We start from the raw sequence: 17,815 nt of genomic DNA, 5'->3' as shown, positions 1-17,815 counted from the left end.
GACGCCTTATATAGCCTAGCTATTAAAAAGAGTAACTAAGTGCTGTATAGAACGAGCGGCCCATACCTGGAACAGTCACGCCCCAAGGTACCCCCGAACCTGACATCGTCATACCTTGGCCAGTATAAGCACCTGATAAAGGTTCGCTGTAGCCCTTATCCAGAACATTATCGATACCAAAATCAACACGAGCTTGCTTCCATTGGTAGCTGGTGTGCAGATTTAATAAGCCATAACCAGATGTTTCTTGCTCATTACGTTCATCATTCACACGATCCTTAGCGGCAACCACTTGCCATTCAGCCGTGTTATGCCAAGCGCCTTTTGCATGCTGCAGTATGAATGTCGCATTGAGAGGCATGATGTTATAGAGGTTATCACCGGTATCCCGGTTTTTACCCCTGACATAACTGAACACCGCTTGCCCGCTGATATGGCCAACCTTATCATCGTGATAAAGATGTTTAGCTAGAGATAAATCAGCGCCATATAACTTCGCCGAGACGTTGTCATACTGCAGGTAAACGAAGTCATCGCTAGTGCTCAGATTAGATGCTGTACATACAGCCATCATCCCTGTTTGACCGCTACAGCGTCTAGCATCGATAAAATCGTCCACATAGCTAATGTAGGGCGTGAAAGTGATATTCCAGTCTTGCTTCTCAGCATCATGCCAGTCCGCTGTGAAACTAATGGTATGTGCGACTTCGGGATCCAGGTCTACATTACCGACATAACCATTGCCATCACCGGCTAAATTCACCATACGCATTGCCATACCGTTGGTTGACCAGGCGTAACGCTCGTAAAGATTCGGAGAACGTGTTTTCTGTGCATAACCAAATTCATAACTGGCGTTATCAGATGGGGTTAAGCGGCCTATCAATGTCAGATCGATATTGTTGTCAGTTTGGCTTCTATCTGCATTGTTGAAAGCAGTAGGGTCATAATTTGTCGAGTTATAACCTTGTACATCGTCGGCATCCATTTTCACTGTTTCATGACGTATGCCTGCTAATGTTGTCCATTTTGATGTCCAGTCCGCTTCCCATTCAGCAAAGACACCATAACGATCACGTTGACCATTGTTAATATTGATAAATGTGTTTGGCGACATCATCATGCCACCTGAAGCTTCCCAGTAGTCATCGAGACGGTAACGTTGGATATCAGCACCAATTCGGTAAAGATCACGCTCATTAGCATTGATCTCAGCTTTAACACTCAAGCCGCGATTATCACCTTCCGTTTCCATGGGCATACCAAATGCCGGCCCTGCCATTGATGGATATAAAAATTGCTTATCATCACCGAAATCCATTTTGTGATGGGTTTTTTCTCTATAAAGAGACGTCTCGAATGTGCCCCAGTCGAATAAGCCGTTATATATGAAATTGATACTATTACTGCGGTTTTCCAGCATATCCATACGTTGATTAGGGAAACCTTGGTATGGGATATCCTGATGTGCGAGTTTGACTTGTAATAAGTGATTATCGAGTTTAAAACCAAGGTTCAAAGCATGGTTACGTGTTTCATAAGCGGTTGAGCCGACTTCATCACCGTCCAACCAACCTCTATCTGAGGCTGCCGGTCCAGCGGCCTTGAAGTTATTCGCCGCATCGTAATTATTGGCTTTGCTGGTTGAGCCAGTATAGTTCAGACTAAAATTATCCGTCGCCAAAGTGGCTGACAAGTTAGCACCCCGTGCGTCACCGTTACTACGGTAGAAGGCGCCAATTTCTCCTTTTGACAAAACACTGTCAGCATCTTTAGCAAACTCCGGTTGTTTGCTTTTCGCAATGATGGTGCCGCCAATACTATCACCACCAGCACTGACAGGAGTGATGCCTGAATAGACTTTTAACTCAGATACATTGGTGGGTGAAATATAGGAAAGGGGGGGATTCATGTGGTTAGCACAGGCCGAGATTAGGTCCATGCCATCCACTTTAATGCGAAGCCTGTCATCTGCTAAACCACGAATCACCGGCAGACTTGATACACCCCCAGCACCATAGAGTGATACGCCGGGAATACCTTTCAGTAGTGAGGCCGTATCACTTGACTGAGCACGTTTTGATTTAAGTGCTTCCAGATCAAGCCCTGCGCTCTCTTGAGGTAAGGGGTGAATAGCTTGCCCAGAAACGGTGACTTTTTCTAGTTCTTCAACATCATGGCTATGCTCAGCATAGGCAATCGAGGGTAGGACAAAACTCAGCATAATGCTAAGTGACAGGCTGGTACGTTTCATTTATCTTCTCTCTCAGACAACTCAACTTGAAATTGTATGAATTTATACCCGTTAAAAAGTGTGGTTTTTCAATGTGCGGTGTGTGAAATGACACAATTTAATGCGAAAACGACGTGATAATGTGAAAATGAATCAAAAATTTAAGAGACATTTGTAAGCATGGCGGCCATCACTAGTTCCTATATCACGGCTTTTTTACTCGGGTTATTCAGCACCGTTCATTGTATTGCGATGTGTGGTTCGGTGATTGGCGCATTAACGTTGAGTTTGCCTAAAGAGGTCAGAGAGAGTCAGAGGCGAATGTTACCGTTCGTATTTAACTATAACCTTGGTCGAATCCTGAGCTACAGCTTTGCAGGTCTGATCGTCGGCTTATTGAGCTCACCTCTGACACAAATCAATGCACACTGGGTTCTGAGAGTGCTATCTGTCATTGTCATGATTTCAATGGGCTTGTATCTGGCCGGATGGTTTCCTAAGTTTGCCCGTGCTGAGCGTATGGGGGCGCCCTTATGGCGCAGGTTACAACCAATAGGTCAAAAGCTATTGCCTGTACGCAAAGTCAGTCAAGCATTTTTCCTCGGCATGGTCTGGGGCTGGCTACCATGTGGTCTGGTCTACGCGGCATTAGCTGTAGCGGCAACAGCAGGTGATCCGGTGAAAGGGGGCTTGGTCATGTTGGCATTTGGGGCTGGCACATTGCCCGCGGTGATGGGCGCTGGATTATTTACCGGTATGTTAGCTGCCTTAGGACGTTCAGCAAACTTACGTAAAACGGCAGGTTTACTGATCATTTTGATGGCAGTTGCGACGCTTTTCTGGCCAATGGAAAGTTTACATGAACACCATGCCATGCCTGACCATCAACATCAGATGCAGGGGTAAGCGTAATGAATGAAATTTTAGGCCAATCGCCTGATTTAACTCACATCTTGCGTACATTACCCATGATTGCTCTAAGTGATGCCAGTGTGTTAATCAGTGGTGAAACAGGCACCGGTAAAGAGTTAATCGCCTTGAGTCTGCATGAGCAAAGTCGTCGTAAAGATAATGCGCTTGTGACCATCAATTGTGCTGCGCTACCTACAGAAGATATTGAGCTGGATTTGTTTGGTCGCAGTAATGAACAAGGTGAAGTCACGTTTCGTGGTCGTTTGCTGGCAGCAGAGGGCGGTACCGTTTTTCTTGATGAAGTAGATGCATTGCCACTATCAGTTCAGGCAAAAGTCTTACGTTTTCTGGAAGCCGGTGAGTGTCAGTTACAGGGAAGCCATCGTTTGCACGTCGCTGACGTGCGTATACTCGCCGCGACCAGTGCCGATTTGCCAGCTGAAGTGAAGGCGGGCAGGTTCCGGGCTGACTTGTTTTATCGTTTACAGGTGGTACCGATTGAATTACCTGCCTTACGTGAGCGTTCGGAAGATATTCCTCTGCTGATGAAGCATTACCTGAAAGCTTATGCGGGTAATAATGCTGTGGTGCGTTTATCGAAAGAAGCCGAACAAAGTTTTTTACATTATCACTGGCCTGGTAATATCAGAGAGCTACAAAACCTGTGTCAGCGTCTTGCCTTATTGCATGCTGGCGAGCTATTACAGCCGGGTGATTTACCCAGAGAGATGCGCCCTGAAGTGACTATACAACAGCATCAGTTTCAATTACCGCCCAGCGGCATTGATCTCGCCAAAGTGGAACTGGATTTAATTGAACAAGCGCTTGAGATGGCGGCTGGAAATCGTTCTAAAGCGGCCCGTTTACTAGGAATAAGTCGCGATACCCTGTTATATCGGATGCAAAAATATAACCTGTCGCCTTAATGAGGTTGTTTGTCGGAACAAGCAATGCCAAAATCATCAGCAATTTGCAGTGAGAATTGGAGCCTTCTGAGTGAGACAGTATCTGGATTTATGCCAACGTATTATTGACGAAGGCGAGTGGGTGGAAAATGAGCGGACAGGTAAGCGTTGTCTGACCATCATTAATGCTGACCTGGAATATGATGTCGCTAATAACCAATTTCCACTCATCACTACCCGAAAAAGTTACTGGAAAGCGGCTATTGCAGAAATGCTGGGATACCTGCGCGGCTATGATAATGCAGCAGACTTCCGTGCCATTGGATGTCGTACATGGGATGCTAATGCCAACGATAATAAAGACTGGCTAAATAATCCTCACCGCAAAGGTGAAGATGATATGGGGCGGGTTTATGGCGTTCAGGGCCGTCGCTGGCAAAAGCCTGATGGCTCGACCTTAGATCAGTTACAAAAGATCGCGGATGATCTGAAACGCGGTATTGATGATCGAGGTGAAATCCTGACCTTTTATAATCCGGGTGAGTTTGATATGGGGTGTCTCAGACCGTGCATGCATACCCATACCTTTTCTGTTTTAGGTGATACGCTGTATTTAACCTCTTACCAGCGTTCTTGTGATGTGCCGCTAGGGTTAAATTTTAATCAGGTGCAAGTGTTCTTTTTACTCAAAATTATGGCGCAGATTTCTGGTCTCAAGCCGGGCAAGGCTTATCATAAGATTGTGAATGCTCACATCTATGAAGATCAGCTGGAGTTAATGCGTGATGTGCAATTAAAACGTGAGCCTTACCCTTCGCCCAGCTTACACATTAACCCTGAGATTCGATCATTAAAGGATCTGGAAACGTGGGTGACCTTGGATGATTTTGAGGTAAAAGACTACCGCTATCATGAGGCTATTAAATATCCGTTTTCAGTTTAAAATAGCTGTGAAATAGGCTTAGGAGATGGGCATGAACAGACCATTGTTGCTCGTATGGCAAGATGAGTTCAGTCAGCAGGTGCCTATTATTGATGAGCAGCATCGTGCCATTCTAGCCACTATCAATTCATTACATTATTTTCTACAGCAAGAGCTGGAGTTTGAGTCCTTATTACCCACTGTTAAGCTTTTGATAAGTTATATCCTGTTTCATTATAAAACAGAAGAGGGCATATTAAATTCAACGGAATATCCAGAACTCAAAAACTATCAACAAGCTATGGATAATCTGATCACTGAATTTAAGGTTGAGTGTCATCACGCTAAACAGCAAAAGCAGCCAGAGCAAGTCCTTATTTTTCTAAAAAATTGGTGGAAAAACCATCTCGAAGAGCATAAAACGATCACACCCTATCTCCATGACTGGAGCGGTGAATATTGTCGTGTCGATAAATAAGAAGAGAGAGAGAAATGAAAAAACAAATGGCTAGAACATTAACGGAATACCCGGTATGGGATCGCATGGTCCGTTGGTTTCATTGGATAAATGTATTGTCGGTGATTGCATTGATTGCAATCGGGGTCGCTATCTTGAACAGTAAAGCCCTTGGTGTAAGCACAGATGGCAAAATTCTGTTAAAGACGTGGCATGTCTATATTGGTTATGTGTTTGTAATTAATTTAGCTGTGCGTTTGTTTTGGACGTTTATCGGGAACCGGTTTAGTCGTTGGGCAGCCATTTTGCCAGTAGGGAAAAAGTATAAACAACAGCGGCAAATATACCTGGAGAGCATCAACGAGGGTAAGCCGGTGGGGTTTGCAGGACATAATCCTCTGGCACGATTGATGGTGACCTTATTATTTATCTTATTAACGACCCAGGCGGTAACCGGTTTGGTACTGGGTGGCACTGATGTCTATATGCCGCCATTTGGAGAGAGTTTTAAGGCCTGGGTAGCAGAGAGTCCACAGACTGAAACTTTGGTCGAGCCCTATTCAAAAGATGGTGTTAATGAGGCCGCTTATCAACAAATGCGAGAATTCCGTTCACCCTTCAAAGAAATACATGAAATCGTATTCTGGTTACTGAGCCTGGCCATCATCTTACATATTCTGGGCGTCGTATATAGCGAGCTTCGGGAACGTAATGGTCTGGTTTCTGCGATGTTCACGGGCAAAAAAGTCTTTAAAGACACGCCAGTAGATTGGGACGAGGATTAGATATGACGAGAAGCGGTGCGTTGTTTGGCGCGCCGCTTTTGCTGCCAGCGTAATAAGCCAGTAACAAATAATATTAACGGCACAAAGCCACTGATAAAGACAATAATCCGCCCAGTCAGTCCAAAGACTTCACCGTTATGTAAAGGGTGTAACCAATTCAGGATTTTATCTCCGGCTTTATCAGCCAACCCATCACGGCTGGCGACAATCTGACCATTGTATGCATTCACCCAAACCTGAGTTCTCGGGAAGCGACGACTGGGTTCGCCTTGTTGATAGAAAACGACGCGCCAACTATTTTTTTGACTACCCGGCGACTCTACCCAGCGTAACTCAGCGTCGGGGAAAACTGTAAACGCTGACTTTACAGCGGCATCTGCTGAGATAACAGGCTTGTTCGCTTTTTCGTGAAGTGAACGAGTCAGATCGGGGCTTGAGGCTAATGGTGAAAAGGTGCGAATAATGTCATGTGTTTGTGTGGGTAGCGCCAACGCCGCTCCCGTTAAGCTCAGCATTAACAGCACAATAAAACCATAACTGCCTGACAAAATATGGAGATCAAACACTTTTTTGGCATAGCTGGAGCGCAGACGCCAAGCCAACACCTGGCGTAATTTTAGCCAGCCTGGCCACCATAGGACCATGCCAGAAATGAGTGATATCAGACTAATCAGGCCGATGATGCCAATAAAGGTTTTGCCGTTTTTATCTAGTAACAGGGTGTAATGCAGATTGTAGATCCAGGTCATCGCAAACTCGCCCCAGAATCGTTCACTGGTGATGTCTCGTGTGACAGGATCAAGGGTGACCATTAAAGGCGCAAACATCGAGTCGCGAGTTTCAACTGGTGTGTAATAACGCGCCATGATGGGCCAGCCTGGATGCAATGGTTGTTCAATACGCCAGGAATCCGTTCGTGTTGGAAATTGTTGATGTAACCGATCAAAGACAGCTTGTTGCTGACGGACAGGGGCTGTCGACACCGCTTCGATATCTGGGTTTAACCAGATATCGAATTGCAGATAAAACACCAAAATACTGCCTGTTAGACCTAATAAGACCAGTAATAAACCGATACTCAGTCCAAGATAGGTGTGAATGTCCAGCCACAGCTGTCGAGCTTTTCTCATGCGTAATTAAAAGTCATATTGAATAGAACCATATATTGAACGGCCATCACCGGGCGAATGCATTGATTCTGAGTTCATCCAAACATACTCATAATAGCGGTCAAAAATATTTTTAAGTTCGAGATCGAGCCTGACTTTTTCTGTCAGTGCATAGCTAGCTGATGCATTAACCAAAACGTATTGACCATACTTATTAGTATTGTTTTCCTGATTTAAATAAGCATCATCCTGCGCACTGACCCAAGAAGATAATTTAAGCTTTGGTGTGGCTTGATAGTCTGCGCCGGCATCAATCAAATAGTGTGGTACATGATCAATCTCATTGCCTTTATTAAGTGGTTTATCTGCACCCGCTTTAAGGATTTCAGAATCCTGGAATGAGGCAGCGAACCAGAGGCCCAGCTTATCAGTGGCTTGTGCATTAAATTGAAAATCTATGCCTCGACGTTGCGTTTTACCAATATTCTCACTGTCATTGTTCGCGTCACCTAACTTGGTTTTAAACTCACCATCAGCGACTTGCTGCCAGACTGCAACGCGTCCATTCAGCCAGTCTGTAGGAGTGAATTTAAGTCCGACTTCCCAACCTTCGTTAATCGATGCATCGAGATCGTTTGATAATGTGTTTTGTTTATAGCTGGCGGCACCAGAAGCGACCTGAAAGGTTTTGCCCCAGTTGGTGTATACAGCATATTGATCATTAAAAGAATAAACGGCGCTCAGCTTAGGTTGATTGATATTACCGTAATCGTTGATATCGCGATGTGTGCCGTTGTCATTTAAGCTGCCACGCACCGTATCAACACGGAAAGCAGGGACAATTTTCAGTTTTTCAGTGGGTTTATAAATGGCCTGGATAAAGCCGCCATAAATATCAAAATCGAAATTCTGGTTACGTGTCTCTGATGTTCGGCTTCGGTCCAGGTCGACGATATAACGACGACTTTCATTATTTTGCCATTCAGCACTCAGGCCGCCCATCAGGCTGAACTCATGCGCCCAGCTCACATCCGGTCGCCAGGTTAAAGTCGTTAAAGCGCCTTTATGTTCTTCTTCGGTTAATCGTTCGTTATGGTTGCCGCCTGCTGCAAAGGTGACATAACGATCTTCATCTAACTCATTTAGATAGGCCTTGCTGGTCCAGAAAAGATTATCAGCGATATCAATATCCAGATGAGCGCTGAATTGAGTCATCATGCGATCACCACCATCTGCCTTGTTATGTGGTCGAGATTGTTCAGGATCATCATGTGCTTCAGCCCGTGTCAGGTAACCCGCTTCTTCACCTTCAGCTTTACCATGTCGCACAATCAAGCCAACTTGGGCACGCCCACTATTGGCTGTGTAAAACCATTTTCCGGAAAAAGTACTTTTTTCAATATCACTATGATGGCGGTAGCGGTTTGAGTTGAGATAACTGATTGCGTAATTTTGCGAGAAGCCATTGTTTTCTATACCACTGACAAACTGTACATTTCGTGTCGCATAGCTGCCATAAGTGACGCGGGCTTTGTTATAGTTACCGCCTTGATGCGTAAAGATGCCAGCATTACCAGCAATATTATGCAAACCGTAGCGTGGGTCATTCGTGCCTCGTACGACTTCGATACTTTCGATTTCCAGAGGTGTCAGCAATTCCAGAGAAGGCATATTGCCGGAGTTCTGATTACTGGGAATACCATCGATGAGGAGTTTTACTGCATTAACTTCACCTTCACCATTAAAGCCACGAAAGGAAATTTTGCCAGACTCATTACCCATACCGAACTGCGTTAACATCACACCTGGCATTTGGTCAAAAAGCTGCCATGTGTAATTGACATTTTGATCTTCAATACGGTCTTGGTTCAGCACATCAACAGATGTCGACAGATTGCGCGAGGTCAATGGCCCCGTGCTATCTGATGATACAACCAGACTGCCCAAGCTCAGACTGGCATCATCAATTAACCTGTTTTCAGCAGCATAGACATTAATGGTTTGACTCAGTAATAAGCCTAGACCGGCTACTTTTATAGACTTCATGATAACTCTCTCATCCGGTTTAACGTAAACCTATCAATGATAGAGAGCCTGAGTTTATTCTAATTAGGTCATTTCATTTGTTAATGAGGCAATTGACATAGTTAGACATGGCCAAGCTGTGCAAGTGAGGTTACATCAGCATCGCCGACGATGATGTGGTCCAGTACTCGGATATCCACAAGGTCAAGTGCAGACTGGATGCGTTTCGTTATGTGAATATCAGCCTGACTGGGCTCAGCAATACCTGAGGGATGATTATGAGCAAGAATAACCGCTGCAGCATTATGTTGGAGTGCTGACTTGACGACTTCACGTGGATACACACTGGCCCCATCAATCGTGCCACGAAATAATTCGTCAAACTGTAGAAAACGATGCTGATTATCCAGATAGAGGCAGGCAAAAACCTCATGCGGGTAGGCACGTAAACGCTGTTTTATATAACGCATGGTAGTGTCTGCATCGGTAAATGCATCGCCATGTTTCAGGCTGGATTCTAAATGACGACGGCCCATCTCCAGAACGGCTTGTAATTGCACATATTTTGCCTGGCCAAGTCCATGGCCCTGACAAAACTCTTGCTGATCCGCTTCCAGTAAGCGCCGCAACGATCCAAATTCATGGATGAGTTTGCGGGCTAAGTCGACAGCGGAAAATCCTTTTACACCCGTGCGCAGAAAAATCGCCAGTAGCTCTGCATCAGACAATGCCTTAGCACCTGATAATAAAAGCTTTTCTCGAGGGCGATCATCGGCAGGCCAATCCTTGATTGCCATGATTCACTTCCTTGTTGTTGTTGCTTCCCACACTATATTTGCAGTTATTAGTAAAAACAATCACTTGTATGTACTAATCAGCTAAAAAATAGTATCCTGTGCGCCCTTTGACTTTAGCAGAAACTATGGCTGGCAAACTTTATATCAGAACATTCGGCTGTCAGATGAATGAGTACGATTCATCAAAAATGGCAGAAGTCCTGGCGGCATCTCATCAATTAGAACCTACAGATATTCCTGAAGAAGCGGACGTATTGTTGCTCAATACCTGTTCGATTCGTGAAAAAGCCCAGGAAAAGGTCTTCCACCAACTGGGCCGCTGGAAACGCTGGAAAGACTCGCGTCCTAACCTGGTTATCGGTGTGGGTGGCTGTGTGGCCAGTCAGGAAGGTGAAGCGATTCGTCAGCGTGCGCCCTATGTCGATCTGATTTTTGGACCACAAACCTTGCACCGTCTTCCAGCCATGTTGGAAGAGGTCAAAATCAGCCGCAAACCCAGCATTGATATCTCATTCCCTGAGATTGAGAAGTTCGATAACTTACCCGCCCCGAAAGCAGAAGGCCCGACCGCCTTTGTTTCGGTGATGGAAGGCTGCAGTAAATACTGCACATTCTGTGTGGTGCCTTATACCCGTGGTGAAGAAGTCAGTCGTCCGGTTGGCCCTATTCTGCGTGAAATTCGTCAGTTGGCAGCGCAAGGTGTACGCGAAGTCAATCTGTTAGGCCAGAATGTTAACGCTTATCAAGGTGTTATCGAAGGTGATGAAACTGCGGATTTAGCGTTACTGATTCATTACGTGGCAGCCATTGATGGTATTGAACGGATTCGTTTTACTACGTCTCATCCTGTTGAATTTTCTGACAGCTTGATTGAAGCGTTTGCCGAAGTACCTGAGTTGGTGAATCATCTGCATTTACCCGTTCAATCTGGCTCCGATCGTATTCTGACGATGATGAAGCGCGGTCATACTGCATTGGAATATAAAAGTAAGATTCGCCGATTACTGGAAGTCAGACCGAGCTTAAGTATGTCGAGTGACTTTATTGTCGGTTTCCCCAATGAAACAGAAGAAGACTTTCAGGCGACCATGGATTTAATCAACGAGATTAAATTCGACCACTCATTCAGCTTTGTTTATAGCGCTCGCCCTGGGACACCGGCTGCGGCATTTGTGGATTCTGTCTCTGAAGAAGAAAAGAAACGCCGTTTGCAAATTATGCAGGATCGTTTGCGTGAGCTGGAAGATGAACATGCGAAAGCGATGGTGGGCACAACACAACGTATTCTAGTCGAGCGCGAAGCACATCGTGGTGGTGGCGATATGGCAGGTCGTACCGAGAATAACCGAGTGGTAAATTTCCCCGGTGACAGCAGTCTTATCGGTCAGTTTGTCGATGTGTATATCGAAGAAGCCTTCTCGAACTCCTTGCGCGGCGAATTAGTCGCTGATAGCGTTGCACTTTAAGCTCATCGGAATTATATAGTGACTCAAACCTCTCAAGCGCTCGATAGCATCAGCTTCGAGCTAAGCCCAGCAGATAATCCTCGCCTTGCCAACCTCTGTGGTCATTTGGATGAACATATTCGAATGATGGAGCGTGGCTTTGGGGTGGAAATCAATAATCGTGGTGTTAACTTTCAGATTATCGGTCCGGCAGACACGCTGACCTTAATTCAGGAAGTGATTCACGACTTGTACGCCGAAACCGCACAGTCAGTGTTAGCGCCTGAACAAATTCACATGGCCATTCGTAAAAGTGGTGGTGAAGATGTATCCGCGGCGACAGAACCGGACAAAGAAGTGGTGATCAAAACCAAGCGTGGCTTAATTAAAGCTCGTGGCGAAAATCAGCAAGCGTATTTACGCCGGGTCATGACCCACGATATAAACTTTGGTGTGGGGCCCGCTGGTACGGGTAAAACCTACCTTGCTGTGGCTTGTGCCGTGGAGGCTTTGGAGCGTGATTTTTGTCGTCGGATTGTACTGGTCAGACCAGCAGTAGAAGCGGGCGAGCGTCTCGGTTTTCTACCGGGTGATTTAGCGCAGAAAGTCGATCCTTATCTCAGACCATTGTTTGATGCTTTATATGAAATGCTTGGGTTTGAGCGCGTGGCTAAATTAATGGAACGTAATGTCATTGAAGTGGCACCACTGGCTTATATGCGTGGTAGAACACTGAATGAATCTTTCATTATTCTGGATGAAGCGCAAAATACCACCACCGAACAAATGAAGATGTTCCTGACTCGTATGGGCTATAACTCTACTGCCGTTATTACGGGTGATATCACTCAGGTAGATTTGCCCGGTTCAACACGCTCTGGTTTACGTCATGCTATTGAAGTATTGAAGGATGTGGACGGTATCGGCTTTACTTTCTTCCAGGCAAAAGATGTTGTTCGACATTCGCTGGTACAAAAAGTCATCTTGGCATACGATAAGGCTGATAAAAAAGCATGAGCGTTGTCGTGGATTTTCAGTGCGTTTATGAAGGCGAAAAGCCAGATGAACCACTGTTTACTCAATGGGCTGAAGCGGCACTATCCGAAGTCAATGAAGACTGTGAGTTGAGTATACGCTTAGTCGATGAATCAGAAAGTGCTGAACTGAACAGTCAGTATCGTGGCAAAAATGGCCCAACCAATGTCTTGTCTTTTCCTTTTGATGCACCCATTAAATTAGAGCCTCGTTTATTGGGCGATTTAGTGATTTGCGTACCTGTAGTCAGAAAAGAAGCACAGGAACAAGGCAAGGCAGAGTTACATCATTGGGCACATATGGTGATCCATGGATGTTTACATTTATTAGGTTATGATCATATTGAATCGGATGAAGCGGAACAGATGGAAACATTGGAAATAAATATTCTGCATCAATTAGATATAGCTAATCCCTATGAATGGCAGGGAGTGGAATCATGAGTGAAGGACGACCGAGTCGCTTAGCAAATCAATCCTGGGTGCGAAAGCTCAGTAATTTATTTCTGGAGCCACAAGATCAGGAACAACTGATTGAATTAATTCGTTCAGCATCTGAACGACATATTCTGGACTCAGAAGCGCTATCTATTGTCGAAGGCGCATTAAGCGTGTCACAAATGCAAGCCCGCGATATTATGATTCCACGCTCACAAGTGGTCATGGTGTCACGTGATGCACCACCTGAAGAAACACTGAAACTGGTCACCGAAACGGCTCATTCTCGCTTTCCTGTGATGGATGATGACCGTGATGATGTGATTGGTATCTTGCTTGCAAAAGACTTATTAACCGCTGTGGTGAACAGCGGTGATTTTAATTTCGACCTGCGCGAAATACTACGTCCCGCTGTATTTATTCCTGAAAGCAAACGTTTGAATGTGTTGTTACGTGAGTTTCGGGCTCGCCGTAATCATATGGCCATCGTTGTAGATGAGTATGGTGGTGTGGCAGGTATCGTCACGATCGAGAATGTACTGGAACAAATCGTCGGTGAAATCGAAGATGAGCATGATATCGATGATGATGCGCCGATTCTGCAAAGAAATGAAAATACGTACACCATCAAGGCATTAACGATGGTTGAAGACTTCAATGAGTTTTTTGAAACCAATTGGAGTGATGAAGACTTTGATACGGTGGGTGGTTATGTCGTTAATCAGTTCGGTCACCTGCCTGAACGAGGGGAAGAAATCACGATTGATCGCTTCCAGTTCACCATTTTGCGTGCCGACAATCGTCGTTTATATCTGATGAAAATGGTGATTTTACCACCTGAAGAAGAGCCAGAAGCTGATACCGAATAATGCAAAAAAGTAATAGGCTGACAATGCAGGGTTGGAAAGGAAATATCGTTGCATTCATGGGTGGCGCTATTTTGCCGCTGGCTTTTTCCCCTTTTAACCTATATCCCATTGCCATTCTCAGCCTGATTTTGCTTTTCGCCAGTTGGGATAATACGACACCGAAACAAGCCGCATGGCGCGGATGGTTATTTGGTCTTGGTATGTTTGGTGTGGGTGTGTCCTGGGTGTATGTCGCCATTCATGTTTTTGGCCATACCAGCTGGATTTTAGCAGGCATGCTGACTTTTCTGTTTGTCGCTATCCTAGCTTCTTATCTGGCGTTATTTGGCTGGCTAGTCAAAAAATGCACTTCTCATACATTCACTCTCTTTGATATCGCACTGCTGTTACCCACCATATGGTTTGGCTTTGAATTATTTAAAGCATGGTTTTTGAGTGGTTTTCCCTGGTTAGAGCTTGGCGTGAGCCAGATAGAAGGGCCATTAGCAGGTTGGGTGCCGGTCGTGGGGGTGAATGCTGTGTCTTTCCTGGTGGCTCTGACGGCAAGCAGTTTGTTTATTGTGTTTAAACATAAAAAGCCATTATTCATTGTGCCTGTTATCGTCATCTGGGTGGGAGGACAAGGGCTACAATCTGTTGATTGGACTCAGCCTTCAGGCGAAGCTATTAACACTACGATCGTGCAGGGTAATGTGCCACAGGATGTAAAGTGGAGCCCCGAACAGCTTGTCAGTACGCTTGCACTCTATCAGAAGTTAACCGAGCAACATTGGGACAGCCAACTGGTGGTCTGGCCTGAAAATGCCGTTCCTGCTTTTTATCATCAGCTGAAAGATTTTTTTATCGACCCGCTCATTAAGGAAGCGAAACAACACAATACGGATATTTTATTAGGCTTGCCTTTTGAAGATGAAAACGGGCAAGACTATTACAACAGTATGATGGTGGCTGGTGAGGATGCTGGTTTCTACCATAAGCGTCATTTGGTGCCGTTTGGAGATTATGTGCCTTTTGCCTGGTTGAGAGGCTTGATTGCTTTCTTTGATTTGCCGATGTCTGGCTTTGTACCAGGACCAGAGCAACAAAGTCTGTTAAAAGCCTCTGGGCAGCAAGTTGGCATCTCTATTTGTTATGAAGATGTGTTTTCACTTGAAGTTTTGGATGCCTTGCCGGAAGCTTCTATTCTGGTGAATGCGACTAATAATGCCTGGTATGGGGATTCATTTGCGCCTCATCAGCATTTACAAATTTCACGAAGTCGTGCCCTGGAGACTGAGAGACCGTTGGTCCGAGCCACGACAAATGGTATTTCAGCATTTGTTGATTATAAAGGCCGTATTCAGTCACAAACGCCTCAGTTTGAGCAGGCAACGCTGACGACAAACATTCAACCAAGGCAGGGCGCAACGCCGTATGTCACTGCGAAGCGTTGGCCAATATTTATTCTGATAGTGCTTATCCTGGCCGTTTGGTTTTATTATCGTCGTCAAGCGAGTTTGAGCTAAATATTATGCAGTTACTGACGATTCAGCGCATTCTAGGAATTTTACTGTCACTTTTCAGTATTACTATGCTGCCTCCAGTTTTGGTGTCCTGGTATTACCAGGATGGAGCCAGTAGTGCGTTTTTAACGGCGTTTGTTTTGCTGTTAATCATTGGATTATTGTTCTGGTTACCTGTTAGACACCATCGTAAAGAGCTAAAAATACGTGACGGTTTTATCGTGGTGGTGATGTTCTGGATTGCATTAGGCTTATCTGGGTCACTGCCTTTCTTTTTGACTGAAGTCCCAAAAATGTCGTTTACCGATGCTGTATTTGAGTCGATGTCTGGCTTAACTACAACTGGGGCAACAGTGCTAACAGGACTCGATACACTGCCCAAAGCCGTATTATTTTATCGTCAGTTTTTACAATGGCTAGGCGGCATGGGGATTGTCGTCTTGGCTGTCGCTATTTTGCCCTTATTGGGTGTGGGTGGTATGCAGCTCTATCGTGCTGAGACTCCGGGGCCGATGAAAGATGCGAAACTGACACCTCGCATCACCGAAACAGCCAAGGCGCTCTGGTATATCTACTTATCATTAACCATTGCTTGCGCCATTGCTTTCCGTTTAGGTGGCATGACTTGGTTTGACGCCATTTGTCATAGTTTCTCAACAGTGGCGATAGGTGGTTTCTCCACACATGATGCCAGTATTGGTTTCTTTGATAGCTCCACGATTGAAATGATTACCGTCGTTTTTATGTTGATCTCTGGTATGAACTTCTCGCTACATTTTCTGGCTTGGCGCCATCGTAGTATCAAACATTATTGGAAAGACTCAGAGTTACGAACTTATTTGGCCATTCTCGGTGTTATCTCGGTCGTGACATCCAGTTATCTGTATTTCAGTGGTACCTTTGATAATTTGTGGACTGCGGTCCATCAAGGTGTTTTCCAGACAGTATCTATTGGCACGACTGCTGGTTATACCACTACAGATTATTACCTATGGCCTGGTTTCTTACCTATCCTGTTATTGATGGCAAGTTATATCGGTGGCTGTGCTTTTTCTACGGGTGGCGGCATCAAAGTCATCCGTATTATGTTGCTGTTTAAGCAGGGCTACCGTGAAGTATTACGTCTGATTCACCCTAATGCGGTCTTTGCCATTAAGGTGAATGGTAAAGCCCTACCTGCGAAAGTGGTTGGCGCGGTATGGGGCTTTTTTGCTATGTATGTGTTCTGTTTCAGTATCATGCATTTGTTTTTAATGTCGACCGGACTCGATGTGGTCACGTCATTCTCGGCAGTAACTGCCTGTCTAAATAATCTGGGACCTGGTCTGGGTGAAGTTGGTGCCAACTTTGGTGATATCAATGCTCCATCTAAATGGGTTCTGGCTATGGCTATGTTATTGGGACGTCTGGAAATATTTACATTACTTGTCGTATTAACCCCTGCATTTTGGCGTCGTTAGCTTTGGATGTGCAGAAAAAATGGGATGCCATATATTCAAAGCAAGATGCTGAACATGCAGTGTCAACTGTTTCACTGGTATTAGAGCAAAATCAACATTTATTGCCGATAACCGGGCTAGCACTGGATCTGGCTTGTGGCCTTGGGGCGAATAGTCTTTTTCTGAGTGAAAAAGGCTTGAAGGTTCACAGTTGGGATATCTCAGCCGTTGCTATTTATCAACTAGATAAAATGGCCTTAAAAAGAAATGCTGACATTCACACCCAACAGCGTGATGTTATCGCTAATCCGCCTGAAGCCAATCTTTATGATGTCATTGTGGTGTCTCATTTTTTGGACAGGGACCTGACGGCAAAGATCATATCGGCGCTCAAACCTGGAGGCATATTGTTTTACCAGACTTTCTGCCTTGATAAGGTCAATGATAGCGGACCTAGCAATCCCGCTTTTTTATTGGCAGATAATGAGTTGCTTAGACTATTTAACGCGCTTAAAGTAAGAGTTTACCGTGAGGAAGCCTTGATTGGACAATGTGATTTAGGTTGGCGAAATCAAGCCATGCTGGTGGCTGAGAAAGTATAAACATAATTTATTATAAATAAACTTGCCTGAAGTCGGGTTGATCTATAAAATAACGCGGTTCTAAAGCTCGTAACCTTATGGTTACAGCAAGATTTTTGCAAACACACATTAACGAGTACAGATATGAAAGCGGATATCCATCCAGATTACACCGAGATCAATGTTACCTGTAGCTGCGGTAACACCTTTAAAACTCGCTCTACACGCACTTCAGACTTGACTCTGGATGTGTGTTCAGAATGCCACCCGTTCTACACTGGCAAACAAAAAATGTTAGACACGGCGGGTCGTGTTGATAAATTCCGTCAGAAATACGGTAAATAATCTGTCGGAACCACAGA

At 45.0% G+C, this 17,815-nt stretch carries 17 protein-coding genes; 13 read left to right on the top strand and 4 right to left on the bottom strand.

The annotated features are described in order from the left end of the window. Window positions 1–22: 22 nt before the first annotated feature. Entirely contained in the window at window positions 23–2,254 is a 2,232-nt protein-coding gene (locus B3V56_RS09720) for a TonB-dependent receptor (protein ID WP_289284218.1), read from the bottom strand. 159 nt (window positions 2,255–2,413) lie between these two features. Between B3V56_RS09720 and B3V56_RS09715 the strand changes: the two genes are divergently transcribed. The 5 genes from B3V56_RS09715 (at window position 2,414) to B3V56_RS09695 (ending at window position 6,214) form a co-directional block, all read left to right on the top strand. Then, complete coding sequence (locus tag B3V56_RS09715; RefSeq protein WP_289283637.1) at window positions 2,414–3,139, top strand: sulfite exporter TauE/SafE family protein; 726 nt, start codon at window positions 2,414–2,416, stop codon at window positions 3,137–3,139. A gap of 5 nt (window positions 3,140–3,144) precedes the next feature. Beyond that, window positions 3,145–4,071, top strand: a complete 927-nt coding sequence (locus B3V56_RS09710) for a sigma 54-interacting transcriptional regulator (RefSeq protein WP_286303479.1) — start codon at window positions 3,145–3,147, stop codon at window positions 4,069–4,071. A gap of 70 nt (window positions 4,072–4,141) precedes the next feature. Next, window positions 4,142–4,993, top strand: a complete 852-nt coding sequence (locus tag B3V56_RS09705; protein WP_289283635.1) for a thymidylate synthase — start codon at window positions 4,142–4,144, stop codon at window positions 4,991–4,993. Between the two features lie 31 nt (window positions 4,994–5,024). After that, window positions 5,025–5,450, top strand: coding sequence for a hemerythrin domain-containing protein (locus B3V56_RS09700; RefSeq protein WP_289283634.1), 426 nt, complete (start codon window positions 5,025–5,027; stop codon window positions 5,448–5,450). 14 nt (window positions 5,451–5,464) lie between these two features. Beyond that, window positions 5,465–6,214, top strand: a complete 750-nt coding sequence (locus tag B3V56_RS09695; RefSeq protein WP_289283633.1) for a cytochrome b/b6 domain-containing protein — start codon at window positions 5,465–5,467, stop codon at window positions 6,212–6,214. On the opposite strand, the gene B3V56_RS09690 is transcribed toward B3V56_RS09695, so the two are convergent. From B3V56_RS09690 to radC, 3 genes are all read right to left on the bottom strand, one after another. After that, complete coding sequence (locus tag B3V56_RS09690) at window positions 6,211–7,344, bottom strand: PepSY-associated TM helix domain-containing protein (RefSeq protein ID WP_289283632.1); 1,134 nt, start codon at window positions 7,342–7,344, stop codon at window positions 6,211–6,213. The genes B3V56_RS09695 and B3V56_RS09690 overlap by 4 nt on opposite strands. Window positions 7,345–7,350: 6 nt before the next feature. After that, a complete protein-coding gene (locus B3V56_RS09685) occupies window positions 7,351–9,369 on the bottom strand; it encodes a TonB-dependent receptor (RefSeq protein ID WP_289283631.1) in 2,019 nt (672 codons plus the stop codon). A gap of 101 nt (window positions 9,370–9,470) precedes the next feature. Next, window positions 9,471–10,145, bottom strand: a complete 675-nt coding sequence (radC, locus tag B3V56_RS09680) for a RadC family protein (protein WP_286303485.1) — start codon at window positions 10,143–10,145, stop codon at window positions 9,471–9,473. Window positions 10,146–10,270: 125 nt separating this feature from the next. Here radC and miaB point away from each other — a divergent pair, with 125 nt between their 5' ends. The 8 genes from miaB (at window position 10,271) to rpmE (ending at window position 17,798) form a co-directional block, all read left to right on the top strand. Next, on the top strand, window positions 10,271–11,611 hold the full coding sequence (gene miaB / locus B3V56_RS09675) for a tRNA (N6-isopentenyl adenosine(37)-C2)-methylthiotransferase MiaB (protein ID WP_289284217.1): 1,341 nt from the start codon (window positions 10,271–10,273) through the stop codon (window positions 11,609–11,611). Between the two features lie 18 nt (window positions 11,612–11,629). Continuing rightward, window positions 11,630–12,607: a PhoH family protein gene (locus B3V56_RS09670; protein WP_289283025.1), complete on the top strand. Its 978-nt coding sequence runs from the start codon at window positions 11,630–11,632 to the stop codon at window positions 12,605–12,607. Further along, window positions 12,604–13,068 carry an rRNA maturation RNase YbeY gene (gene ybeY, locus B3V56_RS09665; RefSeq protein WP_289284216.1) on the top strand — a complete coding sequence of 155 codons (465 nt, stop codon included), beginning with the start codon at window positions 12,604–12,606 and terminating at the stop codon, window positions 13,066–13,068. The genes B3V56_RS09670 and ybeY overlap by 4 nt, the downstream gene beginning before the upstream one ends. Beyond that, window positions 13,065–13,931 carry an HlyC/CorC family transporter gene (locus B3V56_RS09660; protein WP_289244112.1) on the top strand — a complete coding sequence of 289 codons (867 nt, stop codon included), beginning with the start codon at window positions 13,065–13,067 and terminating at the stop codon, window positions 13,929–13,931. Before ybeY ends, B3V56_RS09660 begins: the two co-directional genes overlap by 4 nt. Continuing rightward, window positions 13,931–15,436 carry an apolipoprotein N-acyltransferase gene (gene lnt / locus B3V56_RS09655; protein ID WP_289284215.1) on the top strand — a complete coding sequence of 502 codons (1,506 nt, stop codon included), beginning with the start codon at window positions 13,931–13,933 and terminating at the stop codon, window positions 15,434–15,436. Before B3V56_RS09660 ends, lnt begins: the two co-directional genes overlap by 1 nt. Window positions 15,437–15,441: 5 nt before the next feature. Then, window positions 15,442–16,893, top strand: coding sequence for a TrkH family potassium uptake protein (locus B3V56_RS09650; RefSeq protein ID WP_289283029.1), 1,452 nt, complete (start codon window positions 15,442–15,444; stop codon window positions 16,891–16,893). Between the two features lie 59 nt (window positions 16,894–16,952). Further along, entirely contained in the window at window positions 16,953–17,474 is a 522-nt protein-coding gene (locus tag B3V56_RS09645; protein WP_289283030.1) for a class I SAM-dependent methyltransferase, read from the top strand. A gap of 123 nt (window positions 17,475–17,597) precedes the next feature. After that, window positions 17,598–17,798, top strand: a complete 201-nt coding sequence (gene rpmE / locus B3V56_RS09640) for a 50S ribosomal protein L31 (RefSeq protein WP_007143969.1) — start codon at window positions 17,598–17,600, stop codon at window positions 17,796–17,798. Window positions 17,799–17,815: the final 17 nt, after the last annotated feature.

This window comes from Methylophaga sp. UBA2513 (assembly GCF_002341285.1).
Taxonomy (GTDB): domain Bacteria; phylum Pseudomonadota; class Gammaproteobacteria; order Nitrosococcales; family Methylophagaceae; genus Methylophaga; species Methylophaga marina.
The sequence above is the reverse complement of the archived record's forward strand: the minus strand, read 5'-3'. Positions and strand labels throughout refer to the sequence as shown.

Coding starts and splice junctions, on each gene's coding strand:
- B3V56_RS09720 (WP_289284218.1), bottom strand. CDS start 2,254: ATGAAACGTACCAGCCTGTCACTTAGCATTATGCTGAGTTTTGTCCTA.
- B3V56_RS09715 (WP_289283637.1), top strand. CDS start 2,414: ATGGCGGCCATCACTAGTTCCTATATCACGGCTTTTTTACTCGGGTTA.
- B3V56_RS09710 (WP_286303479.1), top strand. CDS start 3,145: ATGAATGAAATTTTAGGCCAATCGCCTGATTTAACTCACATCTTGCGT.
- B3V56_RS09700 (WP_289283634.1), top strand. CDS start 5,025: ATGAACAGACCATTGTTGCTCGTATGGCAAGATGAGTTCAGTCAGCAG.
- B3V56_RS09695 (WP_289283633.1), top strand. CDS start 5,465: ATGAAAAAACAAATGGCTAGAACATTAACGGAATACCCGGTATGGGAT.
- B3V56_RS09690 (WP_289283632.1), bottom strand. CDS start 7,344: ATGAGAAAAGCTCGACAGCTGTGGCTGGACATTCACACCTATCTTGGA.
- B3V56_RS09685 (WP_289283631.1), bottom strand. CDS start 9,369: ATGAAGTCTATAAAAGTAGCCGGTCTAGGCTTATTACTGAGTCAAACC.
- radC (WP_286303485.1), bottom strand. CDS start 10,145: ATGGCAATCAAGGATTGGCCTGCCGATGATCGCCCTCGAGAAAAGCTT.
- miaB (WP_289284217.1), top strand. CDS start 10,271: ATGGCTGGCAAACTTTATATCAGAACATTCGGCTGTCAGATGAATGAG.
- ybeY (WP_289284216.1), top strand. CDS start 12,604: ATGAGCGTTGTCGTGGATTTTCAGTGCGTTTATGAAGGCGAAAAGCCA.
- B3V56_RS09660 (WP_289244112.1), top strand. CDS start 13,065: ATGAGTGAAGGACGACCGAGTCGCTTAGCAAATCAATCCTGGGTGCGA.
- lnt (WP_289284215.1), top strand. CDS start 13,931: ATGCAAAAAAGTAATAGGCTGACAATGCAGGGTTGGAAAGGAAATATC.
- B3V56_RS09650 (WP_289283029.1), top strand. CDS start 15,442: ATGCAGTTACTGACGATTCAGCGCATTCTAGGAATTTTACTGTCACTT.
- rpmE (WP_007143969.1), top strand. CDS start 17,598: ATGAAAGCGGATATCCATCCAGATTACACCGAGATCAATGTTACCTGT.